This is a genomic window from Streptomyces canus (assembly GCF_030816965.1).
In the GTDB taxonomy this organism is placed as follows: domain Bacteria; phylum Actinomycetota; class Actinomycetes; order Streptomycetales; family Streptomycetaceae; genus Streptomyces; species Streptomyces canus_E.
In genome coordinates this window covers 1,756,583-1,771,949 of the sequence record NZ_JAUSYQ010000002.1, presented here as the reverse complement: position 1 = coordinate 1,771,949, position 15,367 = coordinate 1,756,583, and the positions used below count along the sequence as shown (strand labels likewise).

General features: G+C 70.9%; 13 protein-coding genes, 2 pseudogenes and 1 riboswitch. Of the genes and pseudogenes, 12 read left to right on the top strand and 3 right to left on the bottom strand.

What is annotated here, in order from left to right:
* The first annotated feature begins 12 nt into the window (after positions 1-12).
* Positions 13-1,728, top strand: coding sequence for a flavin monoamine oxidase family protein (locus QF027_RS09150; RefSeq protein WP_307073887.1), 1,716 nt, complete (start codon positions 13-15; stop codon positions 1,726-1,728).
* 184 nt (positions 1,729-1,912) lie between these two features.
* Here QF027_RS09150 and QF027_RS09145 read toward each other — a convergent pair.
* Positions 1,913-2,777 (bottom strand): annotated as a pseudogene (locus QF027_RS09145) (TIGR03619 family F420-dependent LLM class oxidoreductase).
* A 45-nt stretch (positions 2,778-2,822) separates the two neighbouring features.
* Positions 2,823-3,509 carry a DUF5995 family protein gene (locus tag QF027_RS09140; RefSeq protein ID WP_307073885.1) on the bottom strand — a complete coding sequence of 229 codons (687 nt, stop codon included), beginning with the start codon at positions 3,507-3,509 and terminating at the stop codon, positions 2,823-2,825.
* A 172-nt stretch (positions 3,510-3,681) separates the two neighbouring features.
* Between QF027_RS09140 and QF027_RS09135 the strand changes: the two genes are divergently transcribed.
* The gene (locus QF027_RS09135) at positions 3,682-4,812 is read left to right on the top strand and encodes a glycoside hydrolase family 6 protein (protein WP_307082330.1); all 1,131 of its coding nucleotides are present in this window, start codon (positions 3,682-3,684) and stop codon (positions 4,810-4,812) included.
* Between the two features lie 44 nt (positions 4,813-4,856).
* On the opposite strand, the gene QF027_RS09130 is transcribed toward QF027_RS09135, so the two are convergent.
* A complete protein-coding gene (locus tag QF027_RS09130; protein WP_307073883.1) occupies positions 4,857-6,068 on the bottom strand; it encodes an MFS transporter in 1,212 nt (403 codons plus the stop codon).
* A gap of 114 nt (positions 6,069-6,182) precedes the next feature.
* Between QF027_RS09130 and QF027_RS09125 the strand changes: the two genes are divergently transcribed.
* The 10 genes and pseudogenes from QF027_RS09125 (at position 6,183) to QF027_RS09080 (ending at position 15,339) form a co-directional block, all read left to right on the top strand.
* Positions 6,183-7,355, top strand: a complete 1,173-nt coding sequence (locus QF027_RS09125; RefSeq protein WP_306984344.1) for an ROK family transcriptional regulator — start codon at positions 6,183-6,185, stop codon at positions 7,353-7,355.
* Positions 7,356-7,749: 394 nt separating this feature from the next.
* A riboswitch (FMN riboswitch) is annotated at positions 7,750-7,880 on the top strand.
* 145 nt (positions 7,881-8,025) lie between these two features.
* Positions 8,026-8,631, top strand: coding sequence for a riboflavin synthase (locus QF027_RS09120; RefSeq protein WP_307073881.1), 606 nt, complete (start codon positions 8,026-8,028; stop codon positions 8,629-8,631).
* Positions 8,628-9,269, top strand: a complete 642-nt coding sequence (locus QF027_RS09115; protein WP_307073879.1) for a nicotinamide mononucleotide transporter family protein — start codon at positions 8,628-8,630, stop codon at positions 9,267-9,269. Before QF027_RS09120 ends, QF027_RS09115 begins: the two co-directional genes overlap by 4 nt.
* A pseudogene (locus QF027_RS09110) lies at positions 9,266-10,556 on the top strand (bifunctional 3,4-dihydroxy-2-butanone-4-phosphate synthase/GTP cyclohydrolase II). The gene QF027_RS09115 and the pseudogene QF027_RS09110 overlap by 4 nt, the downstream one beginning before the upstream one ends.
* A 28-nt stretch (positions 10,557-10,584) precedes the next feature.
* Positions 10,585-11,070 (top strand): 6,7-dimethyl-8-ribityllumazine synthase, encoded by a 486-nt coding sequence (gene ribH / locus QF027_RS09105; protein WP_306984350.1) that lies wholly within the window; start codon positions 10,585-10,587, stop codon positions 11,068-11,070.
* Between the two features lie 34 nt (positions 11,071-11,104).
* Positions 11,105-11,377, top strand: a complete 273-nt coding sequence (locus QF027_RS09100; protein WP_020117406.1) for a phosphoribosyl-ATP diphosphatase — start codon at positions 11,105-11,107, stop codon at positions 11,375-11,377.
* Positions 11,378-11,421: 44 nt separating this feature from the next.
* Entirely contained in the window at positions 11,422-12,279 is an 858-nt protein-coding gene (gene hisG / locus QF027_RS09095; RefSeq protein ID WP_280856368.1) for an ATP phosphoribosyltransferase, read from the top strand.
* Positions 12,280-12,293: 14 nt separating this feature from the next.
* Complete coding sequence (locus QF027_RS09090; protein WP_307073878.1) at positions 12,294-12,752, top strand: PH domain-containing protein; 459 nt, start codon at positions 12,294-12,296, stop codon at positions 12,750-12,752.
* Positions 12,753-12,931: 179 nt separating this feature from the next.
* Complete coding sequence (locus tag QF027_RS09085) at positions 12,932-14,266, top strand: hemolysin family protein (protein ID WP_307073876.1); 1,335 nt, start codon at positions 12,932-12,934, stop codon at positions 14,264-14,266.
* The gene (locus QF027_RS09080; RefSeq protein WP_307073875.1) at positions 14,263-15,339 is read left to right on the top strand and encodes a hemolysin family protein; all 1,077 of its coding nucleotides are present in this window, start codon (positions 14,263-14,265) and stop codon (positions 15,337-15,339) included. The genes QF027_RS09085 and QF027_RS09080 overlap by 4 nt, the downstream gene beginning before the upstream one ends.
* Positions 15,340-15,367: the final 28 nt, after the last annotated feature.

The following is a 15,367-nucleotide window of genomic DNA, read 5'->3' as shown; positions in this document are numbered from 1 at the left end:
AGTCCGTACCCCATGACGTCCACCGTGCCCAACGCCGTCGAGCACGCAGACGAGCAGCAGCCACCGATCACCATGTTCGGGCCGGACTTCCCGTACGCCTACGACGACTTCCTCGCCCACCCGGCGGGCCTCGGTCAGATACCGGCGACCGAGCACGGCACCGAGGTCGCGGTGATCGGCGGCGGTCTTTCCGGCGTCGTGGCCGCGTACGAGCTGATGAAGATGGGCCTCAGGCCGGTGGTGTACGAGGCCGACCGGATCGGCGGACGGCTGCGGACCGTGGGCTTCGAGGGCCAAGGCACCCAGGGACTCACCGCCGAGATGGGCGCGATGCGCTTCCCGCCCTCGTCGACGGCGCTCCAGCACTACATCGACCTCGTCGGCCTGGAGACCCGCCCCTTCCCCAACCCCCTTGCGGAGGCGACCCCTTCGACGGTCGTCGACCTCAAGGGTGAGTCCCACTACGCCGAGACGATCGCCGATCTCCCGCAGGTCTACCGCGATGTCGCCGAGGCCTGGAACAGGTGCCTCGAAGAGGGCGCCGACTTCACCGACATGAACCGGGCCCTGCGCGAGCGGGACGTACCGCGCATCCGCGAGATCTGGGCACGGCTCGTCGAGAAGCTCGACAACCAGACCTTCTACGGCTTCCTCTGCGACTCCGAGGCGTTCAGGTCCTTCCGCCACCGCGAGATCTTCGGCCAGGTCGGCTTCGGCACCGGCGGCTGGGACACCGACTTCCCCAACTCCATCCTGGAGATCCTGCGCGTCGTCTACACCGAGGCCGACGACCACCACCGGGGGATCGTGGGGGGTTCGCAGCAGCTGCCGCTCAGGCTGTGGGAGCGCGAGCCGGAGAAGATCGTGCACTGGGCCCAGGGCACCTCGCTCGCGACACTGCACCAAGGCGGCGAGCCCCGCCCGGCGGTCACCCGTCTGCACCGCACGGCCGGCAACCGGATCACCGTGACGGACGCGCGAGGTGACATCCGCACCTATGCGGCGGCGATCTTCACCGCCCAGTCCTGGATGCTGCTCTCCAAGATCGCCTGCGACGACTCGCTCTTCCCGATCGACCACTGGACGGCGATCGAGCGCACCCACTACATGGAGAGCTCGAAGCTCTTCGTCCCTGTCGACCGGCCGTTCTGGCTGGACAAGGCCGTCGACGACAGAGGAAATCCGACCGGCCGGGACGTCATGTCGATGACCCTCACCGACCGTATGACGCGCGGGACCTACCTCCTCGACGACGGCCCGGACCGGCCCGCCGTCATCTGCCTCTCCTACACCTGGTGCGACGACAGCCTGAAGTGGCTCCCGCTGTCCGCGAACGAGCGGATGGAGGTCATGCTGAAGTCGCTCGGCGAGATCTATCCCAAGGTCGACATCAGGAAGCACATCATCGGCAGCCCGGTGACCGTCTCCTGGGAGAACGAGCCCTACTTCATGGGCGCGTTCAAGGCCAACCTGCCCGGCCACTACCGCTACCAGCGGCGCCTGTTCACCCACTTCATGCAGGACGGCCTGCCCGAGGACAAGCGGGGCATCTTCCTCGCCGGCGACGACATCTCCTGGACGGCCGGCTGGGCCGAGGGCGCGATCCAGACCGCGCTGAACGCGGTCTGGGGCGTCATGCACCACTTCGGCGGCGAGACCGACGCGACCAACCCGGGCCCGGGGGACGTCTACGACGAGATCGCGCCGGTCGAACTCCCCGAGGACTAGCGCCTCGGCAGGCAACGTTCGCACCGTCGCGACGCCCGGCACGCCCTCTCGCCGCACCGGCCGAAAGCGCAAGTGCGTCCGGTACGAGGACTTCCAGCCGGCATGCGAGAGCACGCTCGGCTGCGCTGGCGCGGGGGACCCCCACGACGCCGCTCCTCAACGGGCAAACCTGCCTGCCGAGGCACTAGACCCCGGCGGCGCGCGCCTTCTCGTACAGCTCGGCGGCGATGTCCTCGAGTTCCCGGGCGTCCCGCATCCCGCCCTGGAGGTCGAAGAAGAACTCCTCGAGACCCATCCCGGCATGCGCGACCAGGTCCTCCACGATCTGGTCGACGCTGCCCTGGAAAGCGGGCCCGGTCGGAGCCGTCGTACGCCTTCGGGGTGTACCGCGCGTTCACCCGGACCGACGTCCGGATCGGTCGGGTACGGCCGCGCTCGGCGGCGAGGTCGCGCAACTGGCGCCACGCCTCGGCGAGTTGACGGAGTCCGGCCATGGCGATGGGCATCCAGCCGTCGGCCCGGTCGACCAGCCGGAGCATCGCCTTCCTGCTGGAGGAGGGCAGCAGGACCGGGATGGGACGGGCGCGGTTGGGCCTCACCGCGGCCGAGGCGATCCGCGTGTGGCGGCCCTCGTACCGCACCGGTTCCGGGCCCCACACGGGCCGGCAGACGTCGATGATCTCGTCCAGGCCCCGGCCGCGCTCGGCGAAGGGGCCCACGCCAGCGGCCGCGTACTCGTCGGTCGACCAGCCCCTGCCGAGGCCCGCCACGACCCGGCCACCGCTCGCCGCGTCCAACGTGGCGAGGGATTTGGCCAGTTGGAACGGGCCGTGCAGCGGGGCCACCAGGACGCTGGTGCCGAGTTCGGCCCGCTCGGTCCCCGCGACGACCGGCGCCAGCGTGACCAGGGCAGCCTCCGGGACACCGCGGTACTGGCCGGGCCAGGGGACTTCCTCCATCCCGCCGAGGCCCTGCGTCGGGGGGGCAGGGAACAGGGCGCCTTCGTAGACCCAGAGACTCTGTGCACGCTCCTTTGTGTCGGGTCGCATCGAGCGGTTCACCGGCCAACGTAACCCGGTCACAGGTGAGTTGGTTCAGTCCGGCAGCGGAGTGAGCAGCATGCGTCCCGCGAATCCCACGGCCGTGTCCAGGCGCTCGGTGAACTCCTCGGCCACGTCGGGCAGTCCGCGCAGCGCCCACAAGGCCCGTGCCGCGGTCCAGGTGGCCTGGCGGGCGCGCTCCAGGCTCCAGGAGCCGAGCAGATGGGTGAGCGGATCGGCGATCTGCAGGAGGTCGGGGCCCGGCATCAGATCTTCGCGGATGCGCTCCTCCAGCGAGACGAGGAGATCACCCACGCGGTCGAACTCGTCCTCCACGTCGGCGGGTTCGCAGTCGAGGCTACGACAGGTGTCCACGACGGCGAGCGCCAGGTCGTGGCCGATGTGCGCGTTGATGCCCGCGAGCGCGAACTGCAGTGGTCGTACGCCGGGATGACGGCGGAACTGGAACAGGGGGCGCCAGCAGGCCGGTGGACGGCGGTCGCGGGCGACCGCGTCGACCGCCGCGAGATAACGCTCGGCGAACCGCACGTCCAGCGTGATCGCGGCCCGGGTGTCCGCGAACCGGCCTCCGTCGACGCACCGGTCGACCGCCTCGGTGACGGTGAGGTAGACGCGGTTGAAGACCGCTACGCCGTCCCGGTCGGGCAGGTCCTCCTCCAGGGCGCGCATACGGGAGACGACCGCGTCGAGGGGAGTGGTGAACTGTTCCAATTGCGCCATAGCGGCAGGGTCCCAGTCCTAGGCTGGCCGGGGTACCGGCGGGCCCGACGCTTCCCCAGAACGGGGGAACGTTCCCGCCGTGCGAGGGGGGGGCGACAGGGTGTCAGGCCTACGTGCCCAGCGGCTGGCCGCGCGCCGGGCCGCACGCAGGCGCGCCATGGGCCGCGGCGCGATGGTCGCGGCGGCCTCCGTGGTGGTCGCCGTCGGCACCGCGACCGGGATGCTCTCCGCACTCGACGCCCGCGGCGGCTCCGACGAGGCGCGGCCGGGGCTCGTCAGCGGCTCCCCGAGCCCGGACTCGCTGCCCGTCGTACCGTCGGCGTCCGAGCCGGCCGCGCCCTCCGCCTCCGCCTCTGCCCCGCCCTCGGCGAAGGTGAGCGCGTCCCCGTCCCCCAAGAAGGCGAGCCCCGGCTCCACGAAGGCCCGGACCACCACCGCCACCCGCCTCTACCGCTATCCCTCCTCCCAGGTGCTCGACTGGGTGCAGGACAACCCGCGCGACCGGCGTGCCGAGGTCATAGAGTCCCGGATCGCCGACCGGCCGGCCGCGGTCTGGTTCGCCGACTACGCCCCGGCGACCATCACGTCCAGGGTCCGCGCGGTCACGTCGGGCGGTGCCGCGCAGGACCGGGTCCCGGTGGTCGTGGCGTACGCGATCCCGGACCGTGACTGCGGCGGCGCCTCCCAGGGCGGGGCGCCGGACCTCGGGGCGTACGACGCCTGGATCGACAGGTTCGCCGCGGGGCTCGGCTCCGGCGAGGTCGTCGTGGTCCTGGAGCCCGACTCGATCGCCCAGTCGGAGTGCCTCTCGGCCGCTCGGAGGGCTGACCGCTTCGCCTCGCTGGCCCGCGCGGGCCGCGTCCTGAAGGCCGCGAACCCCAAGGCGCGCGTCTACTACGACGCCGGTCACTCCGGCTGGCGTCCGGCGGCCGAGCAGGCGGCCCTGCTGAAGCAGGCGGGGGCCGCCTCGGCCGCCTCCTCCGACGGGATCTTCAGCAATGTCTCCAACTTCCACACCACGGCTGCCGAGATCGCCTACGACCGTCGGATCCTCGACGCCCTGGACGGACCGCCCGGCCTGGGCGCCGTCATCGACACCAGCCGCAACGGCAACGGTGCCCCGCCCGACGGCGAGTGGTGCGACCCGGCCGGCCGGAAGATCGGTCGGGCACCGACCCTGAACACCGGCGAGCCGAGGATCGACGCCTATCTGTGGGTGAAGCTCCCGGGGGAATCGGACGGCTGCAAGGGGGCACCGGGCACGTTCAGCCCGTCGTACGCCTATGACCTGGCCTCGCCCTAGAGCGCCGGGACCCGGTGGGGGCCCCGCGCCCTGGAGCGACGGCTTCAGGACTGCCGGTCGGGCACTGCCGCGGCCGTGGGGCTCAGCTTCGGGCGGTCGCGGTCTCCGGCGCGCAGCACGCCCGCGAAGGCGACGAGGCCGCCGGCCAGGACGGTCACCAGGACGAAGGAGACCATCAGGTTGGTGGCCTGGGCCACCCCGCCCAGCAGGCTCGGCGCGATGAGCCCCGAGGTGTAGGTGATGGTGGCCACGCCCGCGATGGCCTGGCTCGGATTGGGCCCGCTGCGTCCCGCCGCCGCGAAGCACAGCGGCACGACCACCGCGATGCCGAGACCCATCAGGGCGAAGCCGGTCATCGCCACCGCCGGATGGTCCGCGACGACGATGAGCAGCCCGCCGCCGGCGGCCAGGACACCGCCCAGGCGGACCGTGCGGACCGACCCGAAGCGGTTGACCACGGCGTCGCCCGCGATCCGGGCCACCGCCATGGTGAGCATGAAGCCGGTCGTGCAGGCGGCGGCGAGTCCCGCCGAGGAGTCCAGCCGGTCCTTGAGATAGACCGCCGACCAGTCCAGGCTCGCCCCCTCGGCGAACACCGCGCAGAAACCGACCGTACCGATCAGCAGGGCCGACTTCGGGGGCAGCGCGAACCGGGGCGGCGGTTCCTCGTCCGCACCGGCCTGCACGTCGAGGACCCACCGGCAGGCCAGCACACCGAGAACGGTGAGGCAGGCGGTCGCCAGCGCGAAGTGCACACGCGCGTCCGCGTCCAGATGCGCGGCGAGCGTGCCGCCCGCCGAGCCGACAAGCGCACCCGCGCTCCACATGCCGTGCAACCCGGACATGATCGACTTGCCCAGCAGGTTCTCCACCTCGACGCCCAGCGCGTTCATGACCACGTCGGCCATACCGGCGCTCGCGCCGTACACGAACATCGCCAGGCACAACGTGTAGAGGTTGGGTGCGAGCGCGGGCAGAACCAGGGACAGCGTCCACAGCACGATCAGCCCGCGCAGGGCCGACCGGCTGCCGAAACGGTGGCTGACCCGGGCGGCCAACGGCATCGAGCAGGACGCGCCGAACGCCGTGAAGGCCAGGGCGAAGCCCAGTTGACCCGCGCCCACCGAGGCGTGGTCCTGGATCCACGGCACCCGCGTCGCGAACGAACCGGTCACGGCCCCGTGCACGGCGAACACGGCGGCCACGGCGTACCGGGCCCGCCGTACCTCTGCCGACGCGCGCACCACATCGCTCATTGTCGGGCCCCTCCCCGGATCCTCGTCGTCCCGCTGCTGCCGCAGTAAACTATCAGGAACCCTGCCTGATAGATAGCGCACTTTCGGCACTGCGGATCTGAGAGGATTCCCGGCATGCCCGCATCCCCGAGCACCGCCCGGGCCATCAACGACCGGCTCGCCCTGCGTCTGCTCCAGCAGGAAGGCCCGCTGACGGCCGGGCAGTTGAAGCAGCTCACCGGACTGTCCCGGCCGAGCGTCGCCGACCTCGTCGAGCGCCTCGCCGCCGCCGGACTGATCGACGTGGTCGGGGAGTCGGGGGAGCAGCGCCGCGGCCCCAACGCCAGGCTGTACGGCATCGTCGCCGACCAGGCCCACCTCGCGGCTCTCGACGTCCGCACCGAGGGTGTCTCCGTCGTCGTCTCCGACCTGCTGGGCCGGGTGCTGGCCGAGGCGTCGGTGCCCATCGGAGGGGACACGGGGACCGGGCCCGCGGTCGAGCGGGCGGTCGCGCTGGTCGAACGCGCGGCGAAGGAGGCGGGGGTGCCGGAGCTCCACACCGTCGGCATCGGCGCCCCCGGCCTCATCGACCCGGCCACCGGCGAACTCCGCGACTCCGGCGGCCTGCCCGAATGGCACCGGCGACTGGTGCTGGCGTTGCAGGAGCGGCTCCCGAAGACGCGCATCCACGTCGAGAACGAGACCAACCTCGCGGCGCTGGCGGAACAGCGCGACGGGGCGGCCCAGGACCGGGACACCTTCGTCCTGCTGTGGCTGGGCCACGGCACGGGCGCGGCGGTCGTCCTGGACGGCACCCTGCGCCGGGGCGCGTCGGGTGGCACCGGGGAGATCGGGTTCCTGCCGGTACCGGGGACGGTGGGACTGCCGTCCGCGGTGGACTGTGAGGGGGGCTTCCACTCCCTCGCGGGGTCGGCGGCGATCGTGAGGCTGGCGGAGCAGCACGGGCCGGCGGTCGAGGCGGACGGGCACGAGCCGCCGGCCGCGCGCGTGGTGCGGGAGGCGGTGGCCGGGGGCTCGGCGGACTTCCTCGACGCCCTCGCGGACCGCCTGGCCATAGGAGTCGCGTCGGTCGTGGCCATTCTCGACCCGGGCTGCCTGGTCCTGGGCGGCGAGGTGGGCCGGGCCGGCGGGGCGGACCTCGCGGCACGCGTGGAGAGCCGCGTCCGCCGTATGTCACCTCTGGCCACGGAGGTGAGAGCGAGCACGCTGGGCGGGGAAGCGGTCCTGCGAGGAGCCCTGCTCACGGCGAGAGACAGAGCTCAGGACGACTTGTTCGCACCCCGCTAGGGTCACGGGGCCCGCAGCTGGTCCTCGAAGGCCCGCTTCTCCACCGCCTGTTCAGGCGCGAGATGCTCGTCGGCTCACCATGACCGCCGTGCCGCCCGCCGGTGCAGTCCCGGCAGCCGTGGGCGAAGGCCTCGGCGGAACCGAGCATCCGCCACGTCAGGGAAGGAGACCCGGCGGCGGGCAAGGGCCGTCGTCACCGCCGCCGGGCCCGTCTCTACGGGTGTCCACGCAGGGCGACCCTAAAAAGGACTAGACCAATAGTCAATGGATCTGCGCCATCCGGCACTTGGGAGTGCGGGCCGGAAATGTCCATCGGTACTGTCTGTGAGCCACCCCACACCCTGCGCCCCCATGGACATCGATCAGGCGTGGCACACTGGCTCTATACCAGAAGCAGCGCACTCCGGGGTCGGTGAAAGTCCGAACCGGCGGTTACAGTCCGCGACCCGACCGCTTCCAGCGGTCGGTTGACCAGGTGAAATTCCTGGACCGACGGTTAAAGTCCGGATGGGAGGCAGTGCGCGGCGGGCGGGCATTCGTGCGCGCCGCCGTATCGGTCCGTCCTTCGGGACGGGTGCGTCCGGCGTCGCCCCGGTGTCTTCGCTCGTCCATCCTGTCGTCATCGACAGCCCCGGAGTCCGTGCCCAATGAGGCAGGGAGGACCCGGGAAGTGTTCACCGGAATCGTCGAAGAGCTGGGCGAGATCACCGCCGTCGAGAACCTCGGCGACGCCTGTCGCTTCCGACTGCGTGGCTCCGTCGTCACCGAGGGCGCAAAACACGGAGACTCCATCGCCGTCAACGGCGTCTGCCTCACCGTCGTCGACCACGAGGGCGACGAGTTCACCGCCGACGTCATGGCCGAGACCCTCGACCGATCGAGCCTCGGCGCCCTGGGTGTCGGCTCCCGCGTCAACCTTGAGCGCCCCACCGCCGTGGGCGCGCGCCTCGGCGGGCACATCGTGCAGGGGCACGTGGACGGCACCGGCGAGGTCCTGGAGCGCAAGCCCTCCGAGAACTGGGAGATCATCAAGATCTCGCTGCCCGCGGACCTCGCGCGCTATGTCGTGGAGAAGGGCTCCATCACGGTCGACGGCATCAGCCTCACCGTCGTGGACGCCGGTCCGGACTACTTCACCGTCAGCCTCATCCCCACCACCCTCGCCCTGACCACGCTCGGCCTCAAGCAGCCCGGCGCCCCGGTCAACCTCGAGGTCGACGTCGTCGCCAAGTACGTCGAGCGCCTGCTCGCCGGCAGTCAGGGGGCGGGGAAGTGAACTCCCTCAACACCGAGGCGTTCACCCTGTTCGGCCAGCACATCCTCTGGTCGGACATGATCGGCAACATCCTCGGTCTCATCGCCCTCGCCCTCGGCTGGCGGCGCAACCTGTGGAGCTGGCCGGTGCAGTTCGTCTCCGGCCTCATCCTCTTCGGTGCCTTCTTCGGGCACCTCACCGGCAGCGCCGGCAAGCAGGCCGTCGTCATGGTCGTCGCCCTGTACGGCTGGTGGCAGTGGAACCGCGACAAGAGCAAGTCCGGGGACGGTCACATCGCCCCGCGCTTCGCCACCTGGCGCGAGCGGGCCGCCCTCGTCGGCGCCGCCGCCGTCGGCACCGTCGCGGTCGCCCTGCTCTTCAAGGCCTACCCGACCCTGTCCTGGGACCCCTGGCCGGACGCCTACATCTTCGTCGGCACCGTCGTCGCCATGTACGCCCAGGCCCGCGGCATGGTCGAGTTCTGGTTCGCCTGGCTCCTCGTCGACCTCGTCGGCGTCCCGCTGAACTTCGCCAACGGCTACGCCTTCTCCGGCTTCGTCTACGTCATCTACGGCGCGCTCGTCCTGTGGGGCATGCGCGACTGGTGGCTGCGCTCCCGTGAATCCGCGCGGCCCGCCCTGGAAGGAGCGCCGGCATGAGTGCCGCACCGATTCTGTACAGCACCGACGGGTTCGAGGACTTCGCGCTGGACCCGGTCGAGCAGGCCATCGCCGACATCGCGGCCGGCCGCCCCATCGTGGTCGTCGACGACGAGGACCGCGAGAACGAGGGCGACCTGGTCGTCGCCGCCGAGAAGGTCACCCCGGAGATCGTCCGCCTTCATGATGAGCGAGTGCCGCGGCCTGATCTGCGCCCCCATGGAGGGCGACGAACTGGACCGGCTCAAGCTGCCGCAGATGGTCGACGACAACACCGAGTCGATGAAAACCGCGTTCACCGTCTCCGTGGACGCATCCGGTGCTCACGGTGTGACCACGGGGATCTCGGCATCCGACCGCGCGACCACGCTCCAGCTCCTCGCGAGCGGCGCCGCCGAGCCCACCGACTTCGTCCGGCCCGGCCACATCTTCCCGCTGCGCGCCAAGGACGGAGGCGTCCTCACCCGCAACGGCCACACCGAGGCCGCCGTCGACCTCGCCCGGCTCGCGGGACTGCGCCCGGCCGGCGCGATCGTCGAGATCGCCGGCGAGGACGGCCGGATGCTCCGGCTGCCGGAGCTGATCCCCTTCGCCCGCAAGCACGGCCTGACGATCATCTCCATCGAGGACCTGATCGCCTACCGCCGGACCAGCGAGCCCACGGTCCGCCGCGAGGCCGAGACCCGGCTGCCCACCGCCCACGGCACCTTCAGGGCGTACGGCTACCGCTCCACCGTCGACGGCGTCGAGCACGTCGCCCTGGTGCACGGCGAGATCGGCGACGGCGAGGACGTCCTGGTCCGCGTCCACTCCGAGTGCCTCACCGGTGACATCTTCGGCTCCCTGCGCTGCGACTGCGGCCCCCAGCTCGACGCCTCCCTGGAGCGCATCCAGGCCGAGGGCAGGGGAGTGGTGGTCTACCTGCGCGGCCACGAGGGGCGCGGCATCGGCCTGCTCTCCAAGCTGCGGGCGTACGAACTCCAGGAACAGGGCCACGACACCCTCGACGCCAACCTGGAACTCGGCCTGCCCGCCGACGCCCGCGACTACGGCGCCGGCGCGCAGATCCTGGAGGACCTCGGCGTCCACAGCCTGCGCCTGATGACCAACAACCCTGACAAGTCCGACGCCCTCCTGCGGCACGGACTCAAGGTCACGGGACGTGAGCCGATGCCCGTACAGGCGGGCGAGCACAACCTCCGCTACCTGCGCACCAAGCGGGACCGGATGGGCCACGACCTGCCCTGGCTGGACACGAGCCCCGTGTCCACCTGCAGCAACCAGTAGCACAAGCACTTCGAGGAGACTTGAGAACGTGAGCGGCAAGGGTGCACCGGAGCTGTCCGTACGCAACGTGGGTGACCTGCGGGTCGCCGTCATCGCGGCGCAGTGGCACGAGAAGGTGATGGACGGACTGGTGGACGGCGCCCTGCGCGCTCTGCACGACCTGGGCATCGACGAGCCGACCCTGCTCCGGGTCCCCGGCAGCTGGGAGCTCCCGGTCGTCGCCAAGGTCCTCGCGGGCCGGGGCTACGACGCGATCGTCGCCCTCGGTGTCGTCATCCGCGGCGGCACCCCGCACTTCGAGTACGTGTGCCAGGGCGTCACCCAGGGCCTCACCCAGGTCTCGGTGGACACCGGCGTCCCCGTCGGCATGGGCGTCCTCACCTGCGACACCGAGGAGCAGGCCCTGGACCGCGCGGGCATCGAAGGCTCCCACGAGGACAAGGGGCACGAGGCGGTGACCGCCGCGGTGGCCACGGCGGCCACCCTCCGCTCAGTATCTGAACCGTGGCGTTAGGTGGTGCGGGCTTACGCGTAAAGTGGGCGCCACCATGTCCAATAAGACGTTCGAGGAGCTCTTCACCGAGCTCCAGCACAAGGCCGCCAACGGCGATCCCGCCACTTCCCGCACCGCAGAGCTGGTCGGCAAGGGCGTCCATGCCATCGGCAAGAAGGTCGTCGAAGAGGCCGCCGAGGTCTGGATGGCCGCCGAGTACGAGGGCAAGGAGGCGGCCGCCGAGGAGATCTCGCAGCTGCTGTACCACGTCCAGGTGATGATGGTCGCGCGCGGGATCTCCCTCGACGACGTCTACGCCCACCTGTAAGCCAGTCGCCGAAACCACCCCTGAGAGCAAAGGAAGCCGACCTCATGCTGCGCATCGCCGTCCCCAACAAGGGTTCCCTGTCAGGCCCCGCGGGGGAGATGCTGCATGAGGCCGGCTATCAGCAGCGCCGCGAGTCCAAGGAACTGCGGATCGTCGACCCGGTCAACGACGTGGAGTTCTTCTACCTCCGCCCCCGGGACATCGCGATCTATGTCTCCTCCGGCCAGCTCGACATCGGCATCACCGGCCGCGACCTGCTGATCGACTCGGGAGCCGACGCCGAGGAGATCCTCCCGCTCGGCTTCGCCCGCTCCACCTTCCGCTTCGCGTCCAAGCCCGGTGAGGCGAACGGCGTCGAGGACCTGAAGGGCAAGACGGTCGCCACCTCGTACGAGGGGATCGTCGCGGGGCACCTGGCCGACAACGGCATCGACGCCTCCGTCGTCCACCTCGACGGTGCCGTCGAGACCGCCATCGAGTTGGGGGTCGCCGAGGTCATCGCCGACGTCGTCGAGACCGGCACCAGCCTGCGCAACGCGGGCCTGGAGGTCTTCGGCGAGCCCATCATGAAGTCCGAGGCCGTCGTCATCCGCCGCACCGGCGCGGACGGCGAGGAGGCTGCCGAGTCGAAGGTCCAGCAGTTCCTGCGCCGCCTTCAGGGCGTCCTCGTGGCCCGGACGTACGTGATGATGGACTACGACTGCCGCGTCGAGCAGCTCGAGAAGGCCGTCGCGCTCACGCCGGGCCTCGAGTCCCCGACCGTCTCCCCGCTGCACAACGAGGGCTGGGTCGCCGTCCGCGCGATGGTCCCCGCCAAGGAGGCGCAGCGGATCATGGACGACCTGTACGACATCGGCGCGCGGGCCATCCTGACGACGGCCATCCACGCCTGCCGTCTCTGAGGGGCGCACCGCAGATGTCCTCCGAACTGCCCACTCTTCCCGTCACGTTCCGGCCGAGTCGCACGCGCGCGGTGCTGCTCACCGCGGGCGTCGCGATCTTCGTGACGATCACGGTGATCGCGCTGCTGCTCGAGCAGTTGGGACCCGGCGAGCGCCTGAGCTTCATCTTCACGGCTGCCCTGCTCGCCGGTGTGCTGTTCCTGCTGGCCAGGGTGAAGGTCGTCGCCGACGAGTCGGGTGTCACCGTCCAGAACATCGCCGGCAGGCGGCATCTGGAATGGGCCGAGATCATCCAGGTGAACCTCCGACCGGGCGATCCGTGGGTGTTTCTCAACCTCAGCGACGGCACCAGCCTGCCCGCCCTCGGCATCCAGCCGGGTATCGCGAAGCAGCAGGCCATCGCCGACGCGAAGGCCCTGCGGGCGCTCGCCGAGGCCCGCTCCACAGCCCGCTCCGACGAAGATCAGGGCTGACTCGGGGGCTGCCACCCTGCCGCAGTCGGCCATGTCTTGATTAATCTGTTGGCGGAGGCGTTTTCCTTGCGCCTCCGCCTCTCGTTGTTCCTGCTACCCGAGGAGTGACTCCCTCCAGCGATGGACGGATCGTCCTGTAGTACCTGCGCCGCCCCCTCCCGGCATATCGAGGCGGCGGCATGACCATCCCCCTGCTGCTCCTGGGAACGGCGTTTCTGCTGATTCTCGCCAACGGCTTCTTCGTGGCGGCCGAGTTCGGCCTCGTCACCGTCGAGGCCACGGAGGCCGAAAGGGCCGCCGCGGAAGGTGACCGACGGGCCCGTCGGGTCGCCGACTCGCTCAAGGAGCTGTCCTTCCAGCTCTCCGGCACCCAGCTCGGCATCACCATCACGTCCCTCGTCGTCGGCATGCTCGCCGAACCCGCGCTCGCGGAACTGCTGCACGGCCCGTTCACGGCCATCGGCATCCCTAAGGGCGCAGTCTCCGGCGTGGCCGTCGTCGTCGGCATGCTGCTGGCCTCCGCCGTGCAGATGGTGATCGGCGAACTCGTGCCCAAGAACTGGGCGGTGTCCAAGCCGATGCAGGTCGCCCGCTTCGTCGCCGGCCCGCAGCATGCCTTCGCCCGGCTGTTCCGGCCGGTGATCGCCGCCCTGAACGCGGTCGCCAACCGCCTCGTCCGCGCGCTCGGCATCGAGCCCGCCGACGAACTGGCTTCCGCCCGCACCCCCGGCGAGCTCGTCTCCCTGGCCCGGCACTCGGCCCAGGCCGGCACCCTGGAACAGGACACCGCGGACCTCTTCGTCCGCACCCTGTCGCTCGCCGAGCTGACCGCCCAGCACGTCATGACCCCGCGCGTGAAGGTCAGCTCGCTCCAGGCCTCGGCCACCGCCGAGGACGTCGTCAACCTCACCCGTGCCACCGGCCTGTCCCGCTTCCCGGTCTACCGCGAGAAGATCGACGAGATCGTCGGCATGGCCCACCTCAAGGACGCCCTGGCGGTCCCCGTCCAGGACCGTCTGCGCACCCCCGTCTCCCGCATCGCCCGCCCGGCGCTGCTGGTGCCCGAGACACTCCCGGTCCAGCCCCTCCTCGCCCAGCTCCGCAGTGAGCAGCCCATCGCCGTCGTCGTCGACGAGTACGGCGGCACGGCGGGCGTGGTCACCCTGGAGGACATCGTCGAGGAGATCGTCGGCGAGGTCCGCGACGAGCACGACGGACAGGACGTCCCCGAACTCGCCGCCGCCCCGTCGGAGGACGGCCGCCTCACCTGGGACGCCGACGGCAGCTGCCGGGTCGACATCCTCCAGCGCATAGGCCTCGACGTGCCCGAGGGGCCGTACGAGACCGTCGCCGGACTCGTCGCCGACCTGCTCGGTCGCATCCCCGCCGTCGGCGACCGGGCCGAGCTGCCCGGCTGGCGGCTCACCGTCCGCCAGGTCGGGCACTACCGCGCCGAGCGGGTCCGCCTGGTCCGCCTGGTCCCCGCGGTGAACGTCATGGAGGCCGCCCGATGAGCGTGCTCCAACTCCTCTTCGCGGCGCTGCTCGTGCTCGCCAACGGGTTCTTCGTCGGCGCCGAGTTCGCCCTCGTCTCCGTGCGCCGCAGCCAGATCGAACCGCTCGGCACGGCGCGGGCCCGGCAGGTGCTGTACGGCCTTGAGCGGCTCCCGCAGATGATGGCGGCGGCCCAGTTCGGCATCACGGTGTGCTCGCTGACGCTCGGCGCGGTCGCCGAACCGACGGTCGCGCAGCTGCTGGAGCCGGTCTTCGAGTGGCTCCACGTTCCGCACGGCGTGATCCACCCGCTGGGGTACGCCATCGCCCTGGCCGCGGTGGTCTTCTTCCACCTCGTCATCGGCGAGATGGTCCCGAAGAACCTCGCGATGGCGGCCCCGGAGAAGGTCGCGCTGTGGCTCAGCCCCGGCCTGGTCTACTTCGCCCGCCTGTGCCGGCCGATCACCATCGCCCTCGGCGCCTGCGCCCGGGCCATCCTGCGGCTCTTCCACGTCGAGCCCAAGGACGAGGTCGAGGCCGTCTTCACGAGCGAACAGCTGAACCGGCTGGTCGAGGACTCCGGCCAGGCGGGCCTGCTGGACCCCGAGGAACAGGAACGCCTGGAGGACGCGCTGGAACTGGGCTCGCGCCCGGTGACGGATGTCCTGCTGAAGCGGGAATCCCTGGTCACGGTGCGTCCCTCGGTGACCCCGGGCCAGATCATCGAACTCACCGGCCGTACCGGGTACTCACGCTTCCCGGTCGCCGCGGAGAACGGCGCGTTCATGGGGTATCTGCACGTGAAGGACGTACTGGATCTGGAGGACTCCCAGCGGGCGGTGCCCCAGCAGATCTGGCGGCCGATGACGAAACTCCGCTCCGACCTGCCGTTGGACGACGCGCTCACGGTGATGCGGCGCGCGGCGACGCACTTGGCCCAGGTGGCGGACGGGTCCGGGAAGGTGCTGGGTCTGGTGGCCCTGGAGGACGTACTGGAACTGCTGGTCGGTGAGGTACGAGACCCTGCGCACCGGGAGCTGCCGGAGGTGCGGGTCACCGAGCCTCGGAACAGCGAGGAGGCGCTGGCGTCGTAGTCTCGGCTGCGGGCCGGTGGGAGCGCGG